The organism is Microbulbifer sp. JSM ZJ756 (genome assembly GCF_044383805.1).
GTDB lineage: Bacteria > Pseudomonadota > Gammaproteobacteria > Pseudomonadales > Cellvibrionaceae > Microbulbifer > Microbulbifer zhoushanensis.
Window position 1 is genome coordinate 127,074 of the sequence record NZ_JBISER010000007.1, and the last position, 24,855, is coordinate 151,928.

Sequence of the window (24,855 nt, forward strand, 5' to 3'; positions counted from 1 at the left end):
ATGGGCCGCTCCTACGGCGTTGTGGCGCGTTACATAGGCTCTAACAAGGGGGCGCGGAAGGCGTCCAGTTGTTTGGCCAGTTTGGCGATCGGGGCCGGCAGGCCCAGGTCCTGTGCCGCCCTGGGGCGGTTGAGCTGGCGCAGTTTATACCAGTCGCCGCCGGGCTCTGTCACCCGGCCGGCCTCCAGCTGACTCCGGCTGGCCAGCTGGATCCATACCGGGCTGATGTCCAGGTGGAAGTGGGTGAAGGTGTGGCGCATGGGGGGCAGCGGCTGTACCTGGCTGGGGTCGATATCCCGCGCGGCCAGCCATTCCTGGGCGCTGGCCTCCCCGCCGTCGTCGCCCTCCAGCTGCGGCGGTACCCACAGGCCGCCCCAGATGCCGCTGGGCGGGCGCTGTTGCAGGTAGAGGTCGCCGTCGCACTCGAGCAGCAGCATGGTGGCCAGGCGCACCGGCTTTTCCTTCTTGGGCTTCTTGCCCGGGTAGTCCTGGGGGTTGCCCTGGGCGCGGGCGACGCAGTCGCTGGCCAGGGGGCAGGCATCGCAGCGGGGCCTGCTGCGGGTACAGACGGTGGCGCCCAGGTCCATCATGGCCTGGGTGTAGTCGTTGCAGCGCTTGCTGGGTGTGTAGCCCTCGGCCAGGGCCCAGAGTTCGTTGGCCACCTTGGTCTGGCCGGGCCAGCCGTCCACGGCGTGGAAGCGGGCCAGTACGCGTTTCACGTTGCCGTCCAGGATGGGGGCGTTGATGCCCATGCTGATGCTGGCGATGGCGCCGGCGGTGGAGCGGCCGATGCCGGGCAGGCTGGCCAGTGCCTCCACGTCCCGGGGGAATTCCCCCCCGTGTTCTTCCATCACCGTCTGCGCGCATTTGTGCAGGTTGCGGGCGCGGGCGTAGTAGCCCAGGCCGCTCCAGTGGGCCAGGACCCGGTCCTGGGAGGCGCTGGCCAGGTCTGCCAGGGTGGGGAAGCTGGCCATGAAGCGCTGGAAGTAGGGGATGACGGCGGTGACCTGGGTCTGCTGCAGCATGATTTCCGATACCCACACCCGGTAGGGGTTGATGTCCTGTTGCCAGGGCAGGTCCTTGCGGCCGTGTCGGTCGAACCATTTGAGGACGGCCTGGTGGAATTGGGTTGGGGACATCGCGGGTGGTGGTGTGGGGTTGCTGCGGGTTTGGGGAGTTTATCAGAGGTGGTGGGGGGTTGGCTTGGGGCAGAGGTTGGGGGTTGTGTCTGTGGTGGGTCGCGGCCAGCGGCCGCTCCTACGGGGTGTGTAAGGTTTCCTGGGGGGCGGATCTTGTATTCGGGCTTGTGCCTGCGGGTGGTTGGGCGCACACAAGGTGCGCCCCTACGGGTGTGGCGCATTGATTGGGTTGGGTCGCGGCCATGGGCCGCTCCTACGGGGTGTGTAAGGTTTCCTGGGGGGCGGATCTTGTATTCGGGCTTGTGCCTGCGGGTGGTTGGGCGCACACAAGGTGCGCCCCTACGGGTGTGGTGCATTGATTGGGTTGGGTCGCGGCCATGGGCCGCTCCTACAGGGGGCGGCGTTGGTCCGTCGCGGGGTTGTAGGGGCGGATCTTGTATCCGCCCTTGTGTCTGCGGTGAGCAGGGCGCACACGAGGTGCGCCCCTACGGGGGATACGAACGGGGAAAGAAAAAGGCCCCGGGTGGGGGCCTTTTTGTAGGCTGGGCTGAGGGGATCAGTTGCGGTCGAAGAGGCCCTTGAATTTGTCTTTCAGGTCGTCGACTTTTTCTTTGACCTTGTCGCCGTACTTTTTCTCGGCCTTGTACTTCAGTTCGTCGCGCAGCAGGTCGTCGGTGCGGCGGCTGTCGGGTTTACAGCTGCCGATGCCGGCGTCGGCGAAGCTGTCCTTGCAGCGCAGGGGCAGCGGGCGGTTGCGCCAGCGGTCGTTCTGCACGCTGCAGCCGCTGGCGGAGGTGCGCTGGCCCACCAGGGACAGGCCCAGGGCGAAGTCGAAGTCGGCCTTTTCCAGGTCCACTTCACCGTCACCGGTCAGCGCGATGTTCTCCACCCCGGCGAGGATTTCCTGCACCTTCACCTGGTCGCCCTCAACCTTGATGTTCACCCGCAGGTCCTGCAGGCGGGTCTGGGCGGGCCATTCCTGCTGTGACAGCGGGGTCTTCTCGACGAAGCTCACCAGCTGGCACATGCCCTTTTCCAGGTTGAACGGCGCCAGGGCCAGCTGCTCGCTGGATACCTGTACCGCGGCGCGCAGGTTTTTCTGCAGGTCCTGGTCGGTCTTGCCCTTGGTCTGGGCGGCCCAGTTGATGGTGGACTTGCCGGAGACCTGCACCCGGTCGCTGGGGAACAGCACCTGCTGCACCTTGGAGATCTCCACGCCCACCAGGCCGCCGGTGACCTGGCCGGTGGCGGTCTGGCCACGGGCGTTGAACTGGCCGTTGGTGCTGAACTCGCCGTCGTAGATATCGGCGCTCAGTTCCTGCAGCTGGTACAGGCCGTTGTCGATATTGAGGCGCAGCAGCGGGGCGTCCAGCTGCAGCTCCAGGGCGTTGAGGCGCTCCAGGGCCAGCTCGATATTGGCGGTGAAGCCGCGCATGGCGGTGAGCGGCAGCTCAACCGGCTCGGCGGGCGGGGCTTCCTGCTCGGGTTGCTCTTCTTCCTGTGGCGAGGGCGGCGGCAGGTAGTCGTCCAGTACCAGGGCGCCGCCGCGCAGGGTCAGGTCGATGCCGGGGATCTCGGCGTTGCGCAGCTGGCCGCTGCCGGAGAACACGGTCTCGTCCAGCTGCAGCTGCAGCGGGGTCAGCTTGATCTCTTTCTCGGTGCCCTCGACGTTGGTTTCCATGCTGAACTTCTGCAGCGCGGAGCCGCTCTGGGTCACCAGCTCGGTGCCGGTGACTTCCAGCCACGGCCGCAGCGGGTTGGCCTCGGCGTTCATGGTGAACTGCAGCTGCCAGGGCTGGTCGTCGGCGCTGCGGCGCACGTGGCCGCGCAGGTAGAGCCTGGCAGCGGCCGCGCCGCTCTTGGCACGGAATTCAAACGGCTGCAGGCGCAGGCCGTTGAGGCCCTCGTCCACTGCCAGGGTGCTGTCGATATCCAGGGTTACCGGCTGTTTCAGCGCGCTGCCGCTGACTTCGGCAGTGGCCTGCACCTGGCCGGCATCGCCGCCGGGCACCAGGTTGTCGGCAGAGACGCTGAGTTTCTCCACGGTGTATTCGGTCTTGGCCTTGGCATCGGCATAGCGGATCACGCCGTCCTCGATGCGCAGCTTCTCCAGCGCCAGTTTCAGGTCCTGGGCGCCGGGTCCTTTCTCGGGCTCCACTTCCAGCTGCGGCGGTTCCTCGGCCTCGGCCTCGCGCTTGGCCTCCATGGCCTCGGTCAGCAACTCCCAGTTGCCCTTGCCGGACTCGTCCACGCGCAGGTCGATCTGCGGGCCCAGCAGGACGATTTCCTGTGCCTCGATGCGCTTTTTCAGCAGCGGCATGACCGCCACGCCCACGGCGATGCGGTCGGCCTTCACCAGCGGCTGGTCCGGCACCGGCAGCGGCGCCAGCTGCACGCCTTCCAGCTCCAGCGCCAGGCTGGGCCAGATCTGCCAGCCGATATCGCCGTCCAGCTGCAGGGCCACGCCCTGCTTGGCGGCCATCTGCTCCAGCTGCGGCTTGTAGCGATTGATGTCGATGCCCCCCAGCAGCCAGGCGGCGGCACCGGCCAGCAGCAGGAGGACGATCAGCAGGAATATCAGTGTGTTCTTGATCCAGGCCATGGAGTGGGTGATCCCTGTTATTTTCTGTGGCTGGCAGCGGGCTGCGGGAGGCGCCACGCACTGGCGCCGCACCGTCGCCGCTGCGCGTACTTCTTCATACGGTTGGGCAATTGTAGGAAAAAACGGTTCCGCCGCATATGACGGAACCGCAAAGGTGGGGAAATGAGGGGAAAAAGCGTGATCGCTTAGAAAATAAACCTAACGCCAGCTTCCAGGCTGCGGCCCGCCTCGGGGGCGAAGTCGCGCAGCAGTGAGGTGGAGTTGCGGATCTCCTCGTCCAGCAGGTTGCGGGCGCTGGCGAACAGCACCGCATCGCTGCCGCCCACGTTGATGTTGTAGCGCGCGGTCAGGTCCATGCGGGTGTAGCCGTCGGTCTCTTCCTCGAAGGCGCCCGGGCGGTCCTGGTCAAAGGCGTGGGTGGTGCGCCATTCCCAGTTCCACTGGCTGTAGTCGCCGCCCAGGGCCAGGCCGGTGCGCAGCGGCGGCATGCGCGGCACGTCGCGGCTTTCACCTGGGACCAGGGTGTCATCGAACTGCGCACGCACGCTGTCGCCGAACAGGGTGAGGAAGTGGCCGCCCGCCAGCGGGAATTTCACCGAGGCCTCGGCGCCGTAGAAGGTGGCGTCGCGGTTGGCGTAGGCGTAGATGGGGAACTCGCTCTCCAGGTCTTCCTGGCCGGTGTTCTGGGCGTAGATGTAGTCGCTCACCTGGTTGTAGAACAGGTTGGCCTCCACCCGCGCGGCGTGCCAGCCGCTGGCCTCCTCGTTGTGGTGGTGGTAGCCCAGCTCCCAGTTGATGGAGTTTTCGGTATCCAGGTCGGCGTTGCCGAGGATAAAGCGGGATTCCGCCAGGTGGGCGCCGTTGGCGTACAGCTCCTCGGCCACCGGCGCGCGCTCGGCGCTGGTGAGGCCCAGGCTCACGTGCTGGTGCTCCGCCAGGAAGTACTGGATGGCACCGCTGGCGCTGACCAGGCTGAAGTCGCGGTCGCTGCCGGTTTCCGGGCTCACTTCCACCCGCTCCAGGCGGCCGCCCAGGTCCAGGTGCCAGTCGGCCCAGCTGCGCTCCTTCATCACAAAGGCGCCGGCGCTGCGGGTGTTGGAGGGCTGGATAAAGGCCTCGTCGCCGATGGCGGAGAAGTCCTTGTCGGACAGCTGCAGGCCGTAGGCGCCGCGCCAGGCGCCACCGTCGTCGTGGGTCAGCTCGATGCGGCTTTCCCAGGCGTCGTTGGTAAAGCGGGTGCCGGGTTCGCCCTCTTCCAGTTCCACGTGCTCGTAGTCGTTGTGGCCCAGGCGCACGCTGAGCTTGTCCCAGTAGTCGTCGTCGAAGCGGTGCTCGCCTTTCAGGTCGTAGCGGGTCTGCTCCATGGCGATACGCACCGCCTCCGGGCCCTCTTCCTCACCGGCGTGGGCTGCGTGCTCCTCGGCGGTCTCGCCCGCGTGCACTTCTTCCTCATGCGCATGGGTGCCGAAGGGGATGCCGTAGTTCTTGCCGGTCTGGTTCACCGACAGGCCGATAAAGCCGCTGTCGGTAATCCACGAGGCACCGCCGCTGTAGCTGTGGCCGCGGCCGCTGGTGTTGCCGACGAAGCCATCGGTGTTGAACTCCTCCTCTTCGGCGTGCGGTTCGCCGGCGAGGGCTTCCTCTTCGTGCGCGCCGTGTTCTTCCTCGTGGTGGCGGATGGCCAGGCCGGGGATCTGGGTGTCGCCGTTCTCGCGGTAGGTGCCGTCCAGGTACCAGGCCAGCTGGCCCGCACCGCCGCCCAGGCGGAAGACGCCGGCATCCTGTTCGTTGCCGGTGTCGTGGCGCATTTCCAGGGCGCCCTCCAGCTGCTCCGGTACCTCGGTGGGAATGCGGCCGTCGATCACGTTCACCACGCCGCCGATGGCGCCGCTGCCGTAGCGCAGGGCGGCCGGGCCGCGCAGGATCTCGATGCGCTTCGCCAGCAGGGCCTCCACGCTGCTGGCGTGGTCGGAGCTGGTGTTGGAGGCGTCGGCCACGTCCAGGTTGTCGTTCAGGACCTTCACCCGGTTGGCGGACTGGCCGCGGATCACCGGCAGGCCCACGCCGCCGCCGAAGGAGGCGTTGGCCACGCCCAGTTCGTCTTTGAGGGTGTCGCCCAGGGTGGCGGCGGCCCTGTCGCGCAGCTCGTCGCCGGCCAGCACCGACACCGGGGCGGCCACGGCGTCGGCAGGCTTGTCCAGCGGGGAGACGGTGACGTTCACCTCTTCCAGTGCGGAGCTGGCCTGGCCCTGCTGCTGGGCCTGGGCGAAAGTGGCGGATACGGTCAGCGCGCCGGCTACGGCCAGCGCCAGTTTGTTGGACTTATACATCAGTTGTTATACCTGTCTCATGGGCGTGCACGCGGGCTGCCACCTGGGGCGCGGGCGCGCATCGCCGGAATTCCTGTTCGATTGTGCGGCGCGCGCGGGCGCCGCGGTTCCTTCCCGGAGTCACAGGCTTACGGCGACACTGCGCCGAAACGGTAATTCTGTGGTCCGGGTGGCAGGCCACGCGCACAGTTGTGCGACGGTCGGGCCGCCGGATCGATCGGTTTTAGTGGGACAGGGAGGCTGGGGGTGCGCGGGCGGTCTGGCGCTCGGGCTGGCTGTCGCCGGGGACCGGGGCGCTCTGGCGCAGGTAGTGGGTGACCGGGGCCGGCATAATGGCCCGGTATTCACTGCCCGCCGCGGCGGACATCTGGTGGAAGCACACATCGCACAGCTCATGCGACGGGTCCACGAAGTGGATATGCTCGGCCAATACCGGCTGTGCTGACAGCAGGGCCATCAGCAGCAACAGGGCGGTCCACAGGTTGGACTTATGGCGTGAGCGGGTGTTCATGGCTGGTATCATATCCACCACACCGCATGAATCAAGTTTCATCTGACACTATCCGGCCACAGCGGCGGCGTTCTTCTCTATAATTCGCGCCTCTGTTCCTGAAGTGCTCTATACAGGCACTGCAACGCATCATATAAGGACCGTAACGCTTATGCGCAAGGCCAGCGTCAATCGCGACACCCTGGAAACCAAGATCAAGGTCAGCCTGGACCTGGATGGCCAGGGCAACGGCAAGTTCGATACCGGGGTGCCCTTCCTCGAGCATATGCTCGACCAGATTGCCCGCCACGGCATGATCGACCTGGATATCACCTGCGACGGCGACGTCCATATCGATGACCACCACACGGTGGAGGACATCGGCATCACCCTGGGTAAGGCCATCGCCGAGGCGATCGGCGACAAGAAGGGCATGACCCGCTACGGCCACGCCTATGTGCCCCTGGACGAGGCGCTCTCACGGGTAGTGATCGACTTCTCCGGCCGCCCGGGCCTGGTGATGAATGTCCCGTTCACCCAGAAGCGCATCGGCAACTTCGATACCGAGCTGTTCTACGAGTTCTTCCAGGGCTTCGTGAACCACGCGCTGGTGACCCTGCATATCGACTGCCTGCGCGGCCACAACGCCCACCACCAGGTGGAGACAGTGTTCAAGGCCTTCGGCCGCGCCCTGCGCATGGCGCTGGCAGAGGACCCGCGCATGGCGGGTACCATGCCGTCTACCAAGGGTGTGCTGTAACGGCCGCCCGCTCGAGGATTCACTGCGCCGGCGGGCGCAGGTACGGGCAGCGCTGATCCGGGTCACCGGCATCGGCGTAATCTGCCCCTTTGCTTTCCCGGCCCTCGCGCTGCTGCGCGGGGCCGCGGTCACAGGAGAATATCGGTGCAGAAAATCGCAGTACTCGATTACGGCATGGGCAACCTGCACTCGGTGGCCAGTGCGCTGCAGAAGGTGGCGCCCGGCGATGAGGTGGTGCTGGCCACCACGCCGGAACAGGCCACGGGTGCCGACCGCCTGCTGGTGCCCGGCGTGGGTGCCATCCGCGACTGCATGGCGGGCTTTACCGATGCCGGTTTCGCGCCGCTGCTCAAGGACGCCATCGGTTCCGGCCTGCCGGTGCTGGGCATCTGCGTGGGCATGCAGATCATGATGCAGCGCAGCGAGGAAAATAACGGGGTCGACTGCCTGGGCATATTCCCCGAGCCGGTGAAGTTTTTCGGCACTGATCTCCGGCATGGGGGTGAACGGTTAAAGGTCCCGCATATGGGCTGGAACCAGGTGTGGCAGAAGCAGGCGCACCCGCTGTGGAACGGGATCGAGGACGGCAGCCGCTTTTACTTTGTCCACAGTTACTATGTACCCGCTGAGGCCTCCGCCGCGGGCGTTGTGCCAGCGGAAAACAACCCGGATATTGCCGGCCAGGCCGAGTACGGCGTGTCCCTGGCCGCCGCCGTGGCCCGGGAGAATATCTTCGCCACCCAGTTCCACCCGGAGAAGAGCGCCGACAGCGGCCTGCGGCTGCTGAAGAATTTCACTGCCTGGAACGGCAGGGTTTAACCACATTACCGTGTAGGAGCGGCCCATGGTCGCGATCCCGGCTTGCTGAATGCCCGGGGCTGTCGCGGCCATGGGCCGCTCCTACAGCGATCACACAATTTGATACACCGCCAACAGAAAGACTGACCATGATTGTAATTCCCGCGATCGACCTGAAAGACGGCCAGTGCGTGCGCCTGCGCCAGGGCGAAATGGACGATGCCACCGTATTCTCCGACGATCCGCTGGCCACCGCGCAGCACTGGGTGGACCAGGGCGCGCGTCGCCTGCACCTGGTGGACCTGAACGGTGCCTTTGCCGGCAACCCGGTCAACGGCGAGGCGGTGAATGCAATCGCGAAGGCCTTCCCGGACCTGCCGGTACAGATCGGCGGCGGTATCCGTGACCTGCCCACCATCGAGCGCTACCTGGACGCGGGCGTGACCTGGGCCATTATCGGCACCGCTGCGGTCAAGAACCCGGAGCTGGTGAAGGAAGCCTGCCGCGAGTTCGAGGGCCACATCATTGTCGGCCTGGATGCGAAGGACGGCCTGGTGGCCACCGAGGGCTGGGCCCAGGTGTCCGACCAGAAGGCCACCGAGATGGCGAAACGCTTCGAGGACTGCGGCGTGAGCGCCATCGTCTACACCGATATCGCCCGTGACGGCATGATGCAGGGGGTGAATATCCCGGCCACGCTGGAACTGGCCCACGCGGTGAAGGTGCCGATCATCGCCTCCGGCGGGGTCAGCTCCATCGAGGATATCGAGCAGCTGCTGGAAGCGAGGGATATCTACGGGGCCATTACCGGCCGCGCCATCTACGAGGACAAGCTGGACCTGGGCGCGGCACAGAAACTCTGTGACGAGTGGGGCCAGTAAGGGATTAGAGAGGGGTAAGTCATATGCTCGCCAAACGAATCATCCCCTGCCTGGACGTCGATGCCGGCCGCGTGGTGAAGGGCGTTAACTTTGTCGATATTCGCGATGCCGGCGACCCGGTGGAAATCGCCCGGCGCTACAACGAGGCGGGTGCGGACGAGATTACCTTCCTCGATATCACCGCCACCCACGAGGGCCGCGACACCATGCTGCACACCGTGGAGCAGATGGCCTCGCAGGTGTTTATCCCGCTCACCGTCGGTGGGGGTGTGCGCACCATCCAGGATATCCGCAACCTGCTGAACGCCGGCGCCGACAAGACCGCCATCAATTCCGCCGCGGTGAAAAACCCCGAGTTCGTGCGCGAGGCCGCCGAGCGTTTCGGCCGCCAGTGCATCGTGGTCGCCATCGATGCCAAGCAGGTGGGACACAGCAAGTGGGAGATTTTCACCCACGGCGGCCGCAAGCCCACCGGTATCGATGCGGTGGAGTGGGCGAAGAAAATGGCCGGCCTGGGCGCCGGGGAAATCCTGCTCACCAGCATGGATCGCGACGGCACCAAGAACGGCTTCGACCTGGCCCTGACCCGCGCCGTGTCCGACGCGGTGCCGGTACCGGTGATCGCCTCCGGCGGCGTCGGCAACCTGCAGCACCTGGCCGACGGTGTGCTCGAGGGCGGTGCCGACGCGGTACTGGCAGCCAGCATCTTCCACTTCGGCGAATACACCATCGCCGAGGCCAAGCAATATATGCACGACGCCGGCATCGAGATGCGGCTCTAATTCCAACCCCGGTCCATGTAGGGGCGGACCTCGTGTCCGCCCGAGGTGCCATCTCCTGCAAGGGCGCACACAAGGTGCGCCCCTACGGGTGGCTGCGGTAATGGGCCCGGAATCATCGCGGCCAGCGGCCGCTCCTGCGGTGTTCGGAAGGCGGCGGTAACCGCAGACGATTTCCTGGCTCCAATCCCGTCGTAGGGGCGGACCTTGTGTCCGCCCGAGGTGCCATCTCCTGCAAGGGCGCACACAAGGTGCGCCCCTACGGGTGGCTGCGGTAATGGGCCCGGAATTATCGCGGCCAGCGGCCGCTCCTACCGTGTTCGGAAGGCGGCGGTAACCGCAGACTCTTCCCCGGCTCCAATCCCGTCGTAGGGGCGGACCTCGTGTCCGCCCGAGGTGCCATCTCCTGCAAGGGCGCACACAAGGTGCGCCCCTACGGGTGGCAATGAGATGGCCCTGTACCAGTGCCTGCGGTATTGGGCCCGGAATCATCGCGGCCAGCGGCCGCTCCTACGGTGTTCGGAAGGCGGCGGTAACCGCAGACCCTTCCCCGGCTCCAATCCAATCGTAGGGGCGGACCTTGTGTCCGCCCGCCCCCCGGCCTCCTCGATAGCACCATGGCGTTACCGTGACACGCCAGGATTCCCCCGCTGGCAAAATGCAGTACCATTGAAATATGGATCTATTGCAGGAATTCTCCGCCGTTGAACACAGCCCGGTCTTCAGTCGACCGGACTTCTCGGCGTTGCGTAACGAACTGGCACCGCTGGACTTCAGTGGCTGCGAGCTGTTGCCGGCCCTGCAGGAATACCGCAACTTCTACCAGCTGAATTTCCCCCAGGCGAGCAAGACCGGTGTCGGCACCTTCGAGGTGGCCGGCTACGAGCTGGTGGCCCAGTACTGGCTGCTGGAAAAGCCCCGCGGCACACTGTTTATCTGCCACGGTTATTTCGACCACACCGGTATCTACGGTGCCGCCATCCGCTTCGGGCTGGAGCGCGGCTACAACGTGGTGATCTTCGATTTCCCCGGCCACGGCCTGTCCAGTGGCGAGCGGGTGGCGATCGATTCCTTCCTGCAGTACCGGCAGGTACTGGGGGCGCTGCTGCACATTGCCCGCGACCGCCTCCCGGGCCCCTGGCATGCCATGGGGCAGAGCACCGGCGGCGCGGCACTGCTGGCCTACCTGCAGTACAGCCGCTGGCAGCCGTTCGACAAAATCATGCTGCTGGCACCGCTGGTGCGCCCGGCGCGCTGGCATGTGCGCAAGTGGATGTTCTACCTGGGGCGCTTCTTTATGGTGGCCCCCAACCGCGGCTTCAATATCAATACCCACGATGCCGAGTTCGCCCGCCGCCAGGCCCACCGCGACCCGCTGCAGTCACCGGTGATGTCCATGCGCTGGCTGGCGGCCATGGTGGACTGGCTGAAGACCTTCCCCAAAACCGCAGTCAATGAGAAGCGCATCCTGGTGATCCAGGGCACCGGTGACGAGACCGTCTCCTGGCGCTACAACATGCGTGCCATCCGCTCGCGTTTCCCCAATAGCAAGCGGGTGATTATCCGCGGCGCGCGCCACCAGATGATCAACGAGACCCAGCCCTACCGGCACCAGATCCTCACGGCGCTGGACGACTGGTTAATGCAATAATCCACAGGGTATAGTCGGGCCGGTAAAATATTTCCGTTAACCCGCCGGGGAAAGGAGTTCCCATGTTGCATACCCTGCACCGCAGTTCCGCGGTGATCATCGCCCTCTTCGCCATGTTCCATATCGCCAACCACGGGTTTGCCGTGGCCGGTGTCGAAGCCCATATCCAGTTGATGGAGAACCTGCGCCAGGTGTACCGGTTGCCGCTGGTGGAGGCCCTGCTGATCGGCTGTGTGCTGTTCCAGGTGTGTTCCGGCCTGTATTTTGTCGCGCGGCGGTTTGGCCAGCGGCAGGATTTCTTCGACCGGTTACAGGCAATATCCGGTTGTTACCTGGCGTTTTTCCTGCTGGTACATGTGAGCGCGGTGCTGTTCGGGCGCTCGGTGCTGGGGCTGGATACGAACTTCTTCTATGCCGCGGCGGGGATGCATGTGTTCCCCTACTCACTGTTCTTCCTGCCCTACTACTTCCTGGCGGTAGCGGCGATCTTCGCCCACCTGGCCTGCGCCGCCCACTGGCTGCTGCGCAATCGCATGGGGGCTGTGGCGAGGGACCGCCTGGGCTATGGCATGTGCGTGGCGGGGCTGCTGCTGTCGGCGGTGATCATCACCGCTTTTTCCGGTGGCTTCAGCGCGGTGGAAATCCCGGGGGAGTACCTGGCCACTTATGGCCAGGCCCAATAGGCTCGCAGCGTTGCCGCAGGAGTGGCCGCTGGCCGCGATTGGGGTGGCAGGATGCGCGAAGGTGTTTCCTGTGCGGGGTATCTCGGGGCTCCATCGGGCGGACACAAGGTCCGTCCCTACGGATATGGGATCCCGATGTGCTTATCCCGGCCGCGTGTCCTGTGGCAACGCGACCGTAGGAGCGGCCGCTGGCCGCGACCCGGATTTGCGGGATGCGTGGTGGGTCCGGGGTATCGCCCTGGGCCCCGCCGGGCGGACACAGGGTCCGCCCCTACGAAAAGGGCGCGCTGTAGGAGCGGCCCATGGCCGCGATGCCCGTCAGATCGCCGCCTGCCGCAGCGCCCTGTCCCTGCGCCGCTGGGCCAGGGCATCGGTGGAGTAGAGGGCCAGGCCGAACCAGACGAAGGCGAAGGTCACCAGCTTGGTCTCGCTGAACGGCTCGCCGAACAGCTGGGTGGCGATCACCAGCATCAGCGTCGGCGCCAGGTATTGCAGGAAGCCAACCGTGGACAGGTTCAGCCGGCGCGCGGCGATATTGAACAGCAGCAGCGGCAGCAGGGTCACCGGGCCGGCGAGCAGCAGCAGGCCGTTCAGCTGCCAGTCGTTGTTGGCCATGTTGCTGCTGGGGCTGGTGCTCAGCACCAGGTAGGTCAGGGCAATGGGCAGCATAAACAGGGTTTCCATGGCCAGGCCGGTCAGGCTCTCCACCGGTGCGCGCTTGCGCACCAGGCCGTAAAAACCGAACGACAGCGCCAGGAACAGCGCCACCACCGGCAGCTCGCCGAACTGCCACAGCTCGTGCCCGATACCGATGGCCGCCAGGGCCACCGCCAGCCACTGCAGCGGTCGCAGCCGCTCGCCCATAAATAGCACACCCAGCAGCACGTTGATCAGCGGGTTGATGTAGTAGCCCAGGCTGGCGGACAGCAGGTGATTGCTGGTCACGGCCCAGATAAACACCAGCCAGTTGCTGCCGATCAGCAGGGTGGACAGCGCCAGGGTGGTCATGCGCTTGCGGTCGCGCAGGGTGGCCATGAAGTCCGGCAGCTTGCCGATGATTGCCAGCACCACCATGGCCAGCACCAGCGCCCAGATACTGCGGTGGGCGAGGATCTCCGGGGCGGAGATGCCGTCCAGCAGCTTGAAGTACAGCGGGGCCACGCCCCACATCAGGAAGGCAGTAACACCGGCGAGCAGGCCGGCTGCGGCGGAATCTCTCTCTGGCACTGGGGGGATCTCTATTTTGGGCTCAGGGTGCAGTTCGAGCTCAGGGCTGCTTCTGGTGACCTGGCGCGGAAACACATCGGGGGGCGCGTCGGGAGGCGATTCTAACTCCCCTGCGCTGGCCGGGCCACCGGCAGGGCGCACACAAGGTGCGCCCCTACGGGGGCGGGCCCGGAGATGACGGTGTGGTTGGGCCTGAACGATGGGCCGTAGGGGCGGATCCTGTATCCGCCCTTTTCGTGCCAGCGGCCGGCAGGGCGCACACGAGGTGCGCCCCTACGGGGGCGGGCTCGGAGATGACGGTGTGGTTGGGCCTGAACGATGGGCCGTAGGGGCGGATCTTTTATCGGCCCTTTTCGTTCCAGCGGCCGGCAGGGCGCACACGAGGTGCGCCCCTACGGGGGCGGGCTCGGAGATGATGGTGTGGTTGGGCCTGAACGGTGGGCCGTAGGGGCGGATCCTGTATCCGCCCTTTTCGTGCCAGCGGCCGGCAGGGCGCACACGAGGTGCGCCCCTACGGGGGCGGGCTCGGAGATGACGGTGTGGTTCGGTCTGAATGGTGGGCCGTAGGGGCGGATCTTGTATCCGCCCTTTCTTGCCTGCCTTGCCTGTGGCCCGCGACGGTTAAAACAGTACGCGGCAGCGCAGGGTGCCCTTGACGTTCTTGAGCTTCTCCAGTGCCAGGTCGGAGTACTCGGCATCCACGTCGATCACCACGTAACCCAGGGTCTCGTTGGTCTGCAGGAACTGGGCGGAGATGTTGATGGCGTTGTCCGAGAACACCTTGTTGATCGCGCTCAGCACGCCGGGCACGTTCTGGTGGATGTGCAGCAGGCGGTGGGCGCCGGCATGGCCGGGCAGTGCCACCTCGGGGAAGTTGACCGAGCTGGTGGTGGTGCCGTTGTCGGAGTAGAGCGCCAGCTTGTCCGACACCTCGATACCGATATTTTCCTGCGCCTCCATGGTGGAGCCGCCGATATGCGGGGTGAGCAGGGCATTGTCGACACCGCGCAGGGGCGACTGGAACTCGTCCTCATTACCGCGCGGCTCCACCGGGAATACGTCGATGGCGGCACCGGACAGGTGCCCGCTTTTCAGGGCTGCGGCCAGTGCATCGATATCCACCACGCTGCCGCGGGAGGCGTTCAGCAGGATGGCACCGGGCTTCATGCGCTCGATCTGCTCGGCGCCCATCATCATCTTGGTGGACGGCAGCTCCGGTACATGCAGGGACACCACGTCCGCCTGCGCCAGCAGCTCGTCCATGGAATTCACCTGGGTGGCGTTGCCCAGCGGCAGCTTGGTGACCACATCGAAGAAGATCACGCGCATGCCGATGGCCTCGGCCATCACCGACAGCTGCGAACCGATGGCACCGTAGCCGATAATACCCAGGGTCTTGCCGCGGGCCTCGAAGGAGCCCTTGGCGGATTTCTGCCAGCCGCCGCGGTGGCAGACGATGTTCTTCTCCGGGATGCCGCGCAGCATCAGGATGGCCTCGGCGATGATCAGCTCGGCCACGCTGCGGGTGTTGGAATAGGGTGCGTTGAATACCGCAATGCCCAGGTCGGTGGCGGCCTGCAGGTCCACCTGGTTGGTGCCGATGCAGAAACAGCCGATGGCGATCAGCTTGTGCGCGTTCTCCAGCACCTTGCGGGTCAGCTGCGTGCGCGAGCGGATACCCACGAGGTGGGCGTCGGCGATCTTCTCGATCAGCTCGTCTTCGGGCAGCGAGGTCTTGAGGTACTCCACATTGGTATAGCCGCGCGAGGCCAGCAGGTCGACAGCCGACTGGTGCACGCCCTCCAGCAACAGAATACGAATCTTGTCCTTTTGCAATGATGTTTGCGGAGCCATATACACTCTCTTGACTATGGGCAACGGGTTTGGAGATAGAATTTGCGAAACCGGGAATCCGGCGAGGGCGCGATCATACCACAAGCGGCCCGGAAAGCTTTATACGAAATATCCATCCTAACTATAGGCAAGAGGAATAGAAGATAGCTATGTACCAGCACCGGTTTACCTGCGGCTCGGAGACGGGACTAGCGCCCGGCAAGATCGTCTGTGTCGGGCGCAACTACGCCGCCCACGCCGCCGAGCTGGACAACGCCGTGCCGGAAGAGCCGCTGCTGTTCATCAAGCCGGCCACCGCGGCGGTGCCCTTCGAGGCGCCCATCCACCTGCCGCCGGGGCGCGGCAGCTGCCATTTCGAGGGGGAGCTGGCCCTGTTGGTGGGGGAAACCATCAGCAATGCCAACCCCGGCGACGTGCCCCCCGCCATCGCCGGCCTCGGCCTGGCGCTGGACCTGACCCTGCGCGACCTGCAGGCAGAGCTGAAGCAGCAGGGCCACCCCTGGGAAAAGGCCAAGGCGTTCGATGGCGCCTGCCCGCTGTCGCCGTTCGTGAAGCTGGACTGGCTTCCGGACTGGGACGGGCTCAGTTACTCCCTGTGGCTGAACGACGAGCTGCGCCAGCGGGGCAAGACCAACCATATGCTCACGCCCATCCTCGAGCTGGTGGCCTATATCAGCAGCTATTTCACCTTGCAGCCGGGGGATGTGGTGCTCACCGGCACACCGGCTGGCGTGGGGCCCCTGCACAGCGGTGACCGGCTGGTGATGCAGCTGGAGGACGACTGGCTGCGGGTGGAGACCAGCGTTGCCTGAACCGGCCATCGCGGCCATGGGCCGCTCCTACAGGGTCCTTCTTTCGTAGGGGCGGGCCTCGTGTCCGCCCTGCGGGGGCATGGCGCGATACCCAGCTGGCGAGGATCGCGGCCAGCGGCCGCTCCTACGGTCGCATGGCCATAGGACGTCCGGCCGCGATAAGCACATCGGGATCCCGTATCCGTAGGGGCGGACCTTGTGTCCGCCCTGCGGGGTGCGGGGCACAATACCCCGTGCGGTAAACATCTCTCGCATCCTGCCAGCCGCGGATCGCGGCCAGCGGCCGCTCCTACGGAGTGGGGATGGGGTGTCGCAAAATGCACAGGTCCCGGGGGGCGCCGCGCGATCGCGACCATGGGCCGCTCCTACAGGGTCCTTCCTTCGTAGGGGCGGGCCTCGTGTCCGCCCTGCGGGAGCAGAGCAGCCATAAGCGGGGCTAATATTGTCCCCATCGTCCCGCGGCACTATGATGCCGCCGGCCGGGCAAACCTCCCGGCAACCATTCCAGCAGCATGGCCCACAAGGCAGCTGTGGACCAGCAGCCAATACCAGCAGGGAGACAAGGCGCGATGACCGACCTGAACCCGATTAACACCGTCCGTATCCTCACCACCGGCGGCACCATCGAGAAGAGTTACAGCGAGGAGGAGGGCACCCTCAAGAACCGCGCCTCCATTATCCGCGAAGGGCTGATCTCCAGCCTGCGCCTGCCCTACACCCACCTGGAGCTGGAGAGCGTGGTCAACAAGGACTCGCTGGATATGGACGACCGCGACCGGGCGCTGATCGCCGAGGCAGTGGAGCGCACCGCGCAGCAGGGCGACCCCATTGTGATCCTGCACGGCACCGACACCATGGCCGATACCGCCGAGTTCTGCTTCAAGAAGATGGGCCAGCCCCCGGTACCGGTGGTGTTCACCGGTGCCATGAAGCCCATGGGCTTTATCGACTCCGACGCCCGCCAGAATGTCACCGAGGCCCTGCTGACCGCGCGCCTGATGGAGCCGGGTTTCTATATCGCCTTCCACAACCGCGTGTTCGCCGTGCCCGGCGTACGCAAGAATCGTGAAGAGGGTACCTTCGAGGCGGTGGGCTGAAGCTCCCCCCTCCCTGAGTGGGGTAAATCCTGTATCCGCCGGGCCCGGGCGGATACAGGATCCGCCCCTACGGGCACCTTACATAACTGAATCCCTTCCCCTCCCGGCCTCCTACACTCAATCTGTTCCCGAACCGTCTTCGCACGGCCGCCATTCGCGCGTTACAATACAAACCCTTTGAATTGTGATCACATTTTCAGTATAAACTGAATAATCATTCAACTTTTGCCCTTCGACAATCTGAGAGGTGCGCCATGTCAGAACAGAATAAGACCCCGGAAACCCTGCAGGAGTGGCTGGCCCTTGCGGACAGCCTCAAGATCGAGGGCCGCGCTTTCATCAACGGTGAGTATGTGGACGCCCTGTCCGGCGAGACCCGCCCCACCACCAGCCCGGCGGATGGCCGCGAGCTGGCGCAGGTGGCCAGCTGTGGTCCCGAGGACGCCGAGCTGGCGGTGAAGATTGCCCGCAAGACCTTCGAATCCGGCAGCTGGTCCGCCATGCCGCCGATGGAGCGCAAGAAGATCATGGTGCGTTTCGCCGAGCTGATTGAGCAGAACCGGGACGAAATCGCCCTGCTGGAGAGCCTGGACGCCGGCAAGCCGATCAGCGACACCATGAACGTGGACGTGCCCGGCGCGGTGACCACCATCCGCTGGAGCGGCGAGGCGGTCGACAAGATCTATGACGAAGTCGCGCCCACCGGCCCGGACGAGCTGGCCCTGATCCAGCGCATGCCACTGGGGGTGGTAGCCGCCATCGTGCCCTGGAACTTCCCGCTGTCCACCACCTGCTGGAAACTGGGCCCGGCGCTGGCCACCGGTAACAGCGTGATCCTGAAGCCCGCTTCCAACACCCCGCTCACCGCCATCAAGCTGGCCGGCCTGGCGAAGGAAGCCGGCATCCCGGACGGTGTGCTGAACGTACTGCCGGGGCCGGGCAGCAGCCTGGGCAAGGCCCTGAGCCTGCACATGGATATCGACTGCCTGACCTTCACCGGTTCCACCGAGGTGGGCAAGACCCTGACCGAGTACTCCGGCCAGTCGAACCTGAAGCGCACCTTCCTGGAGCTGGGCGGCAAGAGCCCCAATATCGTCTTCGCCGACGCCGACCTGGACAAGGCGGCCGAGGCCGCGGCGCTGGCGGTGTTCTATAACCAGGGTGAGACCTGCACCGCCGGTACCCGCCTGCTGGTGGAAAAATCCATCGCCGGCGAATTTATCGAGAAGGTGAAAAGGGCCAGCGCCCGCTTCAAGCCGGGCCATCCGCAGGACCCCAACACCGTGATGGGTGCGCTGATCGACCGTAACCAGTTCGACACCGTCGAGCACTACGTGGCCAAGGGCAAGGAAGAGGGCGCGCAGGTAGTCTGTGGCGGTGCCGCCGCGGCAGCCGTGGAAGGTGGCCACTACTACGAGCCGACGATCTTCAGCGGTGTCACCAACGAAATGACCGTGGCCCGCGAGGAAATCTTCGGCCCGGTACTGGTGGCGATCGAGTTCGAGACCGAGGAAGAGGCACTGCAGATCGCCAACGACTCCATCTACGGCCTGGCCGCCGGTGTCTGGACTCGCGACATCAGCCGCGCCCACCGGATGTCCCGCGACCTGCGTGTCGGTTCCGTGTGGGTAAACAACTATTTCGGCGGCGACATCACCGTGCCGTTCGGTGGCTTCAAGCAGTCCGGCAACGGCCGCGACAAGTCGCTGCACGCGCTGGATAAGTATTGCGAACTCAAATCCACCTGGATCGATATCTCCGGCTAAGCTGCCGGCGTAATCCGGAATAAGAGCAAGGGGCCGCATCTGCGGCCCTTTTTTTATGGTGTGGGCGGGCCGGCCTGTGGCAACCTGTGTGGAATACTCTCAATGGCGTAGGGTGCAATAAGCGCAGTGCATTGCACCGACGGAAGCTGATAAAAAGCTATGAAACTGGTATTCACGCACGAAAACCGCCTGCTGGTGGAACTGGCAAAGAGCAAGCTGGAAGTGGCCGGCATCGCCGTAGTCCTGAAAAACGAGTTCGCCCAGGGCGCCACCGGCGAGCTGGCGCCGCATCAGGCGTGGCTGGAGTTGTGGGTGGAGCGCGACCGGGATTACGAGCGGGCGGTGCAGTTATTGCGCGCCGACGAGCACGCGGGGGAGGAATGGTCCTGCCCCGGTTGTGGTGAGCACAACGGCGCGGCATTTGATTACTGCTGGCATTGCGGCCATGTGCGACCGGCCGGGTAGTGAGACGGTTAGCGAAGTAGAGGTAAAGAAAAAATGGACCTGCTGGTAAATATCGACGTCGATGACCTGCCCGGAGCGGTGGATTTCTATACCCGCGCCCTTGGCCTGCAGGTGGGGCGCCGGTTCGGCAGTGATGGGGTCGAGCTGCTGGGTGCCAGTGCGCCCCTGTACCTGCTGGCGAAAGAAGCCGGGTCCGTGACCGCGGGCGGCGATGAGCGGTGTTACCGGCGCCACTGGACCCCGGTACACCTGGATATGGTGGTCAAGGATGTGGAAGTGGCAGTGGAAAAGGCGGTTGCCGCCGGGGCGAAACTAGAGTCGCCGGTCAGGGTCAATAACTGGGGCGCGATCGCGGGCCTGGCGGATCCCTTCGGCCACGGCTTCTGCCTGCTGGAATTCCGCGGCCGCGGTTATGACGAGATCAGCGACTGACTGGCGGAAGCGGTTGTAGGTTCAGGCTGGATTCAGGGCCCGGGGGCGAATCTGTGTGCGGGCCCGGATCCGGACGGATAGATACAAGATCCGCCCGTACAGCCTCTTTGCCGGGCGGGGAACGCAATAGATGGCAGCGCCATACACCGTAGGGGCGAACCTTGTGTTCGCCCTCACCTCGGGCTTGGAACCGGCACGGGGCGGATACAAGATCCGCCCCTACGATCTGTTTCCCGAGCGGCCAACGCAATTCGCCCCCTTTTGACTGGACCAGGGAAGACCTAGTGACAGAGATGAAAACGCCGAACAGCGCTCCCGCTGCCGTACTCGGTGCCGGGATACTGGCAGGCCTGCTGGCGCTGGGCTGGTTTGCCGTGGAGGCGGTGGAGCGCTTCAAGGGTTACGAGCGCACGGTCACCGTAAAGGGCCTGGCGGAACGGGAGGTGCCGGCGGATATCGTGATCTGGCCGATCCAGTTCACCGCTGCCAGCAATGACCTGCAGGCGCTCTACCGGGATATCGCCGCCAGCAGCGAGCGCATCGAGAAATTCCTGGCGGAGCAGGGTATCGCCGCGCAGGCGGTTTCGGTTTCCCTGCCGGCGGTCACCGACAAGTCAGCGCAGAGATATGGTGGTAACCAGCCGGCGCCCTTCCGCTACACCGCGCTGCAGACAGTGACGGTCTACTCCGATGAGGTGGAGGCGGTACGGGCGGCCATGGACCAGCTGGCCCAGCTGGGACGCGAGGGCATAGCCTTCTCGCAGGGCAATCACCAGGGACAGACGGAATATATTTTCACCGGCCTGAACGATCTCAAGCCGGAAATGATCGAACAGGCCACGGTCGAGGCGAGACAGGTGGCACAGAAGTTCGCCGAGGACTCCGATAGCGTGCTGGGGAAGATCAAGCGCGCGTCGCAGGGACAGTTCAGTATCCGTGATCGCGACAAGAACAACCCGCATATCAAGAAGGTGCGGGTAGTGTCGACAATCGAGTATTACCTTTCCGACTGAGGACAGCAGTATGTACAGGATCATGATTGCAGCGGCCCTTGGCGCCGCAGTGGCCTTGAGCGCTTCCAGCGCCATGGCCAAGCCCAACAACGACCTGCCCCCGGGCCTGCAGAAAAAAGCCGAGCGCGGCGGCGAACTGCCCCCGGGCTGGAAGAAAAAGCTGCAGGTAGGCCATGTGCTGGAGCACGATATCTACAGCCATGCGGTGATCGTCAAGCCGGTGGATCGCCACGGCCTGGTGACGGTCAGCATCGAGGGCGAGATCGTGCGCCTGATGCATCACAGCCGTGAGATCGTCGAGATCCTGAGCCACTGACGATTTCCTCCCGGCGGGCGGTTGGCCCGCCGGGACCTGTCTCGCCCCGCCTTCAACAACCCTTCTCCTCTCTGTTAGCCTGCCCGCCCGGGTCACTGGTCTATAAAGTAAGATCTGTAACGACTGCCAACGCTGCTGACGGAGGTATTCATGACGATCAAGCGACACGGGCTGTCTGTGGGCCTGGAGCGCATCGACGACGACCTGTTCCTGTCCCTGCGGGTAAAGGGCAAGCTGACCCACAGGGACTACGAGGCTATGGTGCCGATCCTGGAGTCGGCGCTGGCCGAGGCCCGGCACCCGAAGATCAATGTGTTTTTCGACGCCACCGAATTGGAAGGCTGGGAGGCCCGTGCCGCCTGGGACGACCTCAAGCTGGGCCTCAGGCACGGGCGCCAGTTCCACAAGGTGGCGATGGTGGGCCACAAGCGCTGGCAGGAGCTGGCCACCAGGGTGGGTGCCTGGTTTATCGGTGGCGATGCGCGGTTCTTCGAGGATGAGGAGGAAGCCATGGCCTGGCTCGCATCGGATTGATGCAAGCCGGGGCTTGCCTGCCGTAGAATCAGCCGCTCAGAACAACAAGCAACGGCAAAAGGAAGTTTTGCATGTTCGAGTGGATGGCAAGCCCCGAGGCCTGGGTGGCACTGGCGACGCTGGCGGCGCTGGAAATCGTCCTGGGTATCGACAATATCATTTTCATTTCCATCCTGGTGGGACGCCTGCCGGAACACCAGCGCGAGCCGGCACGGTTTATCGGCCTGACCCTGGCCATGGTCACCCGGCTGGCACTGCTGTTTTCCATCGTCTGGATCATGGGGCTGGTGGAGCCCTGGTTCAGTGTGCTGGGCCATGAGATATCCGGGCGCGACATCATCCTGGTGGGCGGTGGCCTGTTCCTGCTGTTCAAGGCGGTGCATGAAATCCACCACAGCCTCGAGGGCGTGGAGGGCAGCAGTGATGCCAGGGTAGTGTCGAGTTTCGGCATGGTGCTGGTGCAGATCGCCATCCTGGATATCGTCTTCTCACTGGATTCAGTGATTACCGCGGTGGGCCTGGTGGACCAGATATCCATCATGGCAATTGCGATTATCCTGGCGGTGATCGTGATGCTGGTGGCAGCCAAGCCCATTGGTGATTTCGTCGAGCGCCACCCGACAGTGAAGATGCTGGCCCTGTCCTTCCTGATCCTGGTGGGCTTCACCCTGATGCTGGAAGGCTTCGACGTGCATGTACCCAAGGGCTACATCTACTTTGCCATGGCGTTCTCGGTGGCGGTGGAGATGCTCAACCTGCGCCTGCGTAAGAAGCAGGGCAAGCCGGTGGAACTCCATAAACCGTATACCGAAGAGGACAAGGCCGCGTAGGGGCGGATCTTGTATCCGCCCTTCCAAAGTGCGGGATTCGGGCCCGGGCGAACACAAGGTTCGCCCCTACGGTGCATGATTTCCGGAGGGTGATTCGTCCTAGGGGCGGATCTTGTATCCGCCCATCCCCAGTGCGGGTATCGGGCCCGGGCGAACACAAGGTTCGCCCCTGCGGTGCATGATATCCGGAGAGTGATCCGTCGTAGGGGCGGATCTTGTATCCGCCCATCCCCAGTGCGGATATGGGGCCCGGGCGAACACAAGGTTCGCCCCTGCGGTGCATGATTTCCGGAGGGTGACCCGTCGTAGGGGCGGATCCTGTATCCGCCCTCCCAAAGTGCGGGATTCGGGCCCGGGCGAACACAAGGTTCGCCCCTACGGTACATGATTTCCGGAGAGTGATTCGTCGTAGGGGCGGATCTTGTATCCGCCCATCCCCAGTGCGGGATTCGGGCCCGGGCGAACACAAGGTTCGCCCCTACGGTACATGATTTCCGGAGGGTGACCCGTCGTAGGGGCGGATCCTGTATCCGCCCTCCCACAATGCGGGATTCGGGCCCGGGCGAACACAAGGTTCGCCCCTGCGGTACATGATTTCTGGAGGGTGACCCGTCGTAGGGGCGGATCTTGTATCCGCCCATCCCCAGTGCGGGTATCGGGCCCGGGCGAACACAAGGTTCGCCCCTACGGTGCATGATTTCCGGAGGGTGACCCGTCGTAGGGGCGGATCTTGTATCCGCCCTCCCACCAGTCAGCAGGCTGTTCGCAACACCCCCCGATTCAGAGAAAATACAGCCCGGTATACACCAGCAGCGAGATGGCGATATAGCCGTGTTCCACCTTCCTGCGGCGGTCTTCATCCCGGCGTGCGCCGAGCAGGTCGATCACGCCCTGGCGCAGCAGGAAGGTGTACATCACGTAATAGGTGAACGGGACCGCGTGATACAGCGGGCTGACGTCGTCGAGCGAGCGGCCGGTGAAGCCGAGCAGCAGGTCCAGCTCGTTGTAGATGCCCCAGATGCCCAGGCCGGCATTGATAAACATCCAGCGGATGGCATCGCGCCCGAAGATGGCGTTATAAAAAAATATATAGACATACAGCCCGAACCCGCCGAACAGGAAGATACTGCTGAAAGAGGGATCGTCGCTGAAGTAGGCCTGGTAAAAAGGCACCGACCCGAACACGCCCATATGGACCAGGAAAAACGGGTAAAGGAACCCTTTCTGGGCCTGGTTGGTTTCGATATAGGGTTTTGCACCGGCCTCGCCACTACTCACGATTCTTTTTCTCCTTGTCTGTATGTTTTCCCGCATCCCGCGGGTCGGTTCCGCCCAGGGCTGCCCTGATGGCCGAAAGTTCCTCTTCACTGAGCGCCTCATAGCCGCGCAGGTAGGGCCAGCCGTAGCCCCAGCGAAAGCTGGTGGGCAGGAATGGTGAGCCGCCGACCCGCACGCCGGCCAGCATCAGGCCGGCGATTTCCGGCTCGCCCGCATCGGCCACACAGGCCTCAAGTTCCCGGTCCGCCTCCAGCCTTTCGCGATAGGTGCCGCCCCGCCAGTAGGCCAGGTCGTGAGCCCGGCAACAGTCCAGCCACAGGGTCTCTGCCTCGTGCGTGCCATCGGGGAACAGGCTGCAGCCGTCGGAAGTGAATGGCGCTATTTCTGTGCTTGCCCACACCGGCAGGGCGGTTAGGATCGACAGGCCCGCTGCCATTATGCCGGCCAGCCGTGTTGGTGATAGCGCAATCGGAAATTTCACGGTTTTCCTCCGGAGTTCGTATCCCCCGCGCGCCGAATCGCCAGGGCTGCGCCGATATGTTTTACGTCGTGGGTCCAGCGCGGCAGGATCAGCGACATCGACAGGGCCTCGAGCTGCGCGTAAAGGCCGATAACGATGGACAGCCACAGTGTCCAGTGTGGTTGTCCGCTGGTCATGACCAGGATGCCCGCCGGGATAATCGACAACCCGAACAGCTTCATGCTCCAGGCGTGATAACTGGCACGCTTGCCGAAGCGACGCCAGTCAATGATTGCCCGCATCGCATCGAGGGCCAACAGCGACAGGATGCCCGGCAGGTGGGCCAGCATAACCTGCGGTGCGGCAATACAGAAACAGCACAGGCAGGCCAGGGCATAGAACGTGTCGACCATGCTATCCGCGCGGCGGAGAGCGGGCGAGGCTGTACCCCAGCGACGTGCGAGCCGGCCATCGTAAATATCGGAGATGATCGCCATCGCGAACTGGCCCAGCCAGATGGAAGGCGGAAACTGTAACCAGGTGATAACAATTGATAGCGGTGCCAGCAGTCCCCTGAGGGCGACAAGGGCCCAGGGTAATATCGCCTGGTAGCCGGGCATGCCTGTCGAAGCCCGCGCAGTGGGTAAATCCAATAGCC

Annotated in this window: 24 protein-coding genes; 15 read left to right on the forward strand and 9 right to left on the reverse strand. The window is 64.5% G+C overall.

Annotation, left to right across the window (positions count from 1 at the left end):
- Positions 1-29 precede the first annotated feature (29 nt).
- The 4 genes from mutY to ACH6CX_RS12590 form a co-directional block, all read right to left on the reverse strand.
- The gene (gene mutY, locus ACH6CX_RS12575) at positions 30-1,139 is read right to left on the reverse strand and encodes an A/G-specific adenine glycosylase (RefSeq protein ID WP_396675507.1); all 1,110 of its coding nucleotides are present in this window, start codon (positions 1,137-1,139) and stop codon (positions 30-32) included.
- A 556-nt stretch (positions 1,140-1,695) separates the two neighbouring features.
- Complete coding sequence (locus tag ACH6CX_RS12580) at positions 1,696-3,741, reverse strand: AsmA family protein (RefSeq protein ID WP_396675508.1); 2,046 nt, start codon at positions 3,739-3,741, stop codon at positions 1,696-1,698.
- A 185-nt stretch (positions 3,742-3,926) separates the two neighbouring features.
- Positions 3,927-6,071, reverse strand: a complete 2,145-nt coding sequence (locus ACH6CX_RS12585; RefSeq protein ID WP_396675509.1) for a TonB-dependent receptor — start codon at positions 6,069-6,071, stop codon at positions 3,927-3,929.
- Between the two features lie 223 nt (positions 6,072-6,294).
- On the reverse strand, positions 6,295-6,624 hold the full coding sequence (locus ACH6CX_RS12590) for a hypothetical protein (RefSeq protein WP_232939971.1): 330 nt from the start codon (positions 6,622-6,624) through the stop codon (positions 6,295-6,297).
- A 109-nt stretch (positions 6,625-6,733) separates the two neighbouring features.
- Here ACH6CX_RS12590 and hisB point away from each other — a divergent pair, with 109 nt between their 5' ends.
- From hisB to ACH6CX_RS12620, 6 genes are all read left to right on the forward strand, one after another.
- Positions 6,734-7,321 (forward strand): imidazoleglycerol-phosphate dehydratase HisB, encoded by a 588-nt coding sequence (gene hisB / locus ACH6CX_RS12595; RefSeq protein ID WP_334078447.1) that lies wholly within the window; start codon positions 6,734-6,736, stop codon positions 7,319-7,321.
- Positions 7,322-7,465: 144 nt separating this feature from the next.
- On the forward strand, positions 7,466-8,140 hold the full coding sequence (gene hisH / locus ACH6CX_RS12600) for an imidazole glycerol phosphate synthase subunit HisH (RefSeq protein WP_232939969.1): 675 nt from the start codon (positions 7,466-7,468) through the stop codon (positions 8,138-8,140).
- A 128-nt stretch (positions 8,141-8,268) separates the two neighbouring features.
- Entirely contained in the window at positions 8,269-9,000 is a 732-nt protein-coding gene (hisA, locus tag ACH6CX_RS12605; RefSeq protein ID WP_232939968.1) for a 1-(5-phosphoribosyl)-5-[(5-phosphoribosylamino)methylideneamino]imidazole-4-carboxamide isomerase, read from the forward strand.
- A gap of 23 nt (positions 9,001-9,023) precedes the next feature.
- A complete protein-coding gene (gene hisF / locus ACH6CX_RS12610; protein WP_232939967.1) occupies positions 9,024-9,782 on the forward strand; it encodes an imidazole glycerol phosphate synthase subunit HisF in 759 nt (252 codons plus the stop codon).
- Positions 9,783-10,455: 673 nt separating this feature from the next.
- Entirely contained in the window at positions 10,456-11,430 is a 975-nt protein-coding gene (locus tag ACH6CX_RS12615) for an alpha/beta hydrolase (RefSeq protein ID WP_237061999.1), read from the forward strand.
- 62 nt (positions 11,431-11,492) lie between these two features.
- Entirely contained in the window at positions 11,493-12,113 is a 621-nt protein-coding gene (locus ACH6CX_RS12620; RefSeq protein WP_232939965.1) for a hypothetical protein, read from the forward strand.
- Positions 12,114-12,431: 318 nt separating this feature from the next.
- Here the strand turns inward: ACH6CX_RS12620 and rarD are convergent, their stop codons facing one another.
- Both rarD and serA read right to left on the reverse strand, forming a co-directional pair.
- Positions 12,432-13,340, reverse strand: a complete 909-nt coding sequence (gene rarD / locus ACH6CX_RS12625) for an EamA family transporter RarD (protein WP_232939964.1) — start codon at positions 13,338-13,340, stop codon at positions 12,432-12,434.
- 621 nt (positions 13,341-13,961) lie between these two features.
- Positions 13,962-15,194 (reverse strand): phosphoglycerate dehydrogenase, encoded by a 1,233-nt coding sequence (serA, locus tag ACH6CX_RS12630; protein ID WP_232939962.1) that lies wholly within the window; start codon positions 15,192-15,194, stop codon positions 13,962-13,964.
- Between the two features lie 149 nt (positions 15,195-15,343).
- On the opposite strand from serA, the gene ACH6CX_RS12635 reads away from it, so the two are divergent.
- The 9 genes from ACH6CX_RS12635 (at position 15,344) to ACH6CX_RS12675 (ending at position 22,459) form a co-directional block, all read left to right on the forward strand.
- Positions 15,344-16,006, forward strand: coding sequence for a fumarylacetoacetate hydrolase family protein (locus ACH6CX_RS12635; RefSeq protein WP_396675510.1), 663 nt, complete (start codon positions 15,344-15,346; stop codon positions 16,004-16,006).
- Between the two features lie 569 nt (positions 16,007-16,575).
- Complete coding sequence (locus ACH6CX_RS12640; protein ID WP_232939958.1) at positions 16,576-17,103, forward strand: asparaginase; 528 nt, start codon at positions 16,576-16,578, stop codon at positions 17,101-17,103.
- Positions 17,104-17,357: 254 nt separating this feature from the next.
- Positions 17,358-18,869, forward strand: coding sequence for an aldehyde dehydrogenase (locus ACH6CX_RS12645; protein ID WP_232939956.1), 1,512 nt, complete (start codon positions 17,358-17,360; stop codon positions 18,867-18,869).
- A 159-nt stretch (positions 18,870-19,028) separates the two neighbouring features.
- Positions 19,029-19,334 (forward strand): DUF2007 domain-containing protein, encoded by a 306-nt coding sequence (locus tag ACH6CX_RS12650; RefSeq protein ID WP_232939954.1) that lies wholly within the window; start codon positions 19,029-19,031, stop codon positions 19,332-19,334.
- Between the two features lie 33 nt (positions 19,335-19,367).
- Positions 19,368-19,766 (forward strand): VOC family protein, encoded by a 399-nt coding sequence (locus ACH6CX_RS12655; RefSeq protein ID WP_334078452.1) that lies wholly within the window; start codon positions 19,368-19,370, stop codon positions 19,764-19,766.
- A gap of 293 nt (positions 19,767-20,059) precedes the next feature.
- Positions 20,060-20,779 (forward strand): SIMPL domain-containing protein, encoded by a 720-nt coding sequence (locus tag ACH6CX_RS12660; RefSeq protein ID WP_233006703.1) that lies wholly within the window; start codon positions 20,060-20,062, stop codon positions 20,777-20,779.
- 10 nt (positions 20,780-20,789) lie between these two features.
- Positions 20,790-21,095: a hypothetical protein gene (locus ACH6CX_RS12665; RefSeq protein WP_232939952.1), complete on the forward strand. Its 306-nt coding sequence runs from the start codon at positions 20,790-20,792 to the stop codon at positions 21,093-21,095.
- A 150-nt stretch (positions 21,096-21,245) separates the two neighbouring features.
- Positions 21,246-21,629: an STAS/SEC14 domain-containing protein gene (locus tag ACH6CX_RS12670; protein WP_232939951.1), complete on the forward strand. Its 384-nt coding sequence runs from the start codon at positions 21,246-21,248 to the stop codon at positions 21,627-21,629.
- A gap of 71 nt (positions 21,630-21,700) precedes the next feature.
- Entirely contained in the window at positions 21,701-22,459 is a 759-nt protein-coding gene (locus ACH6CX_RS12675) for a TerC family protein (protein ID WP_232939950.1), read from the forward strand.
- Positions 22,460-23,239: 780 nt separating this feature from the next.
- Here the strand turns inward: ACH6CX_RS12675 and ACH6CX_RS12680 are convergent.
- Genes ACH6CX_RS12680 through ACH6CX_RS12690 form a run of 3 tightly spaced genes read right to left on the reverse strand, consistent with a single transcriptional unit; the run spans position 23,240 to position 24,850 of the window.
- Positions 23,240-23,737, reverse strand: coding sequence for a hypothetical protein (locus tag ACH6CX_RS12680; protein WP_232939949.1), 498 nt, complete (start codon positions 23,735-23,737; stop codon positions 23,240-23,242).
- Positions 23,730-24,218, reverse strand: coding sequence for an FAD-binding oxidoreductase (locus ACH6CX_RS12685; protein ID WP_232939948.1), 489 nt, complete (start codon positions 24,216-24,218; stop codon positions 23,730-23,732). Before ACH6CX_RS12685 ends, ACH6CX_RS12680 begins: the two co-directional genes overlap by 8 nt.
- The gene (locus ACH6CX_RS12690; protein ID WP_232939947.1) at positions 24,215-24,850 is read right to left on the reverse strand and encodes a CDP-alcohol phosphatidyltransferase family protein; all 636 of its coding nucleotides are present in this window, start codon (positions 24,848-24,850) and stop codon (positions 24,215-24,217) included. Before ACH6CX_RS12690 ends, ACH6CX_RS12685 begins: the two co-directional genes overlap by 4 nt.
- Positions 24,851-24,855: the final 5 nt, after the last annotated feature.

Bases quoted from the DNA above. Each gene is read 5' to 3' on its own strand.
- hisA (WP_232939968.1), top strand. From the start codon at position 8,269: ATGATTGTAATTCCCGCGATCGACCTGAAAGACGGCCAGTGCGTGCGC.
- hisB (WP_334078447.1), top strand. From the start codon at position 6,734: ATGCGCAAGGCCAGCGTCAATCGCGACACCCTGGAAACCAAGATCAAG.
- ACH6CX_RS12635 (WP_396675510.1), top strand. From the start codon at position 15,344: ATGTACCAGCACCGGTTTACCTGCGGCTCGGAGACGGGACTAGCGCCC.
- ACH6CX_RS12620 (WP_232939965.1), top strand. From the start codon at position 11,493: ATGTTGCATACCCTGCACCGCAGTTCCGCGGTGATCATCGCCCTCTTC.
- ACH6CX_RS12660 (WP_233006703.1), top strand. From the start codon at position 20,060: ATGAAAACGCCGAACAGCGCTCCCGCTGCCGTACTCGGTGCCGGGATA.
- ACH6CX_RS12675 (WP_232939950.1), top strand. From the start codon at position 21,701: ATGTTCGAGTGGATGGCAAGCCCCGAGGCCTGGGTGGCACTGGCGACG.
- ACH6CX_RS12590 (WP_232939971.1), bottom strand. From the start codon at position 6,624: ATGAAACTTGATTCATGCGGTGTGGTGGATATGATACCAGCCATGAAC.
- serA (WP_232939962.1), bottom strand. From the start codon at position 15,194: ATGGCTCCGCAAACATCATTGCAAAAGGACAAGATTCGTATTCTGTTG.
- mutY (WP_396675507.1), bottom strand. From the start codon at position 1,139: ATGTCCCCAACCCAATTCCACCAGGCCGTCCTCAAATGGTTCGACCGA.
- ACH6CX_RS12665 (WP_232939952.1), top strand. From the start codon at position 20,790: ATGTACAGGATCATGATTGCAGCGGCCCTTGGCGCCGCAGTGGCCTTG.
- ACH6CX_RS12645 (WP_232939956.1), top strand. From the start codon at position 17,358: ATGTCAGAACAGAATAAGACCCCGGAAACCCTGCAGGAGTGGCTGGCC.
- ACH6CX_RS12615 (WP_237061999.1), top strand. From the start codon at position 10,456: ATGGATCTATTGCAGGAATTCTCCGCCGTTGAACACAGCCCGGTCTTC.
- ACH6CX_RS12670 (WP_232939951.1), top strand. From the start codon at position 21,246: ATGACGATCAAGCGACACGGGCTGTCTGTGGGCCTGGAGCGCATCGAC.
- ACH6CX_RS12655 (WP_334078452.1), top strand. From the start codon at position 19,368: ATGGACCTGCTGGTAAATATCGACGTCGATGACCTGCCCGGAGCGGTG.
- ACH6CX_RS12650 (WP_232939954.1), top strand. From the start codon at position 19,029: ATGAAACTGGTATTCACGCACGAAAACCGCCTGCTGGTGGAACTGGCA.
- ACH6CX_RS12585 (WP_396675509.1), bottom strand. From the start codon at position 6,071: ATGTATAAGTCCAACAAACTGGCGCTGGCCGTAGCCGGCGCGCTGACC.
- ACH6CX_RS12640 (WP_232939958.1), top strand. From the start codon at position 16,576: ATGACCGACCTGAACCCGATTAACACCGTCCGTATCCTCACCACCGGC.
- hisF (WP_232939967.1), top strand. From the start codon at position 9,024: ATGCTCGCCAAACGAATCATCCCCTGCCTGGACGTCGATGCCGGCCGC.
- ACH6CX_RS12580 (WP_396675508.1), bottom strand. From the start codon at position 3,741: ATGGCCTGGATCAAGAACACACTGATATTCCTGCTGATCGTCCTCCTG.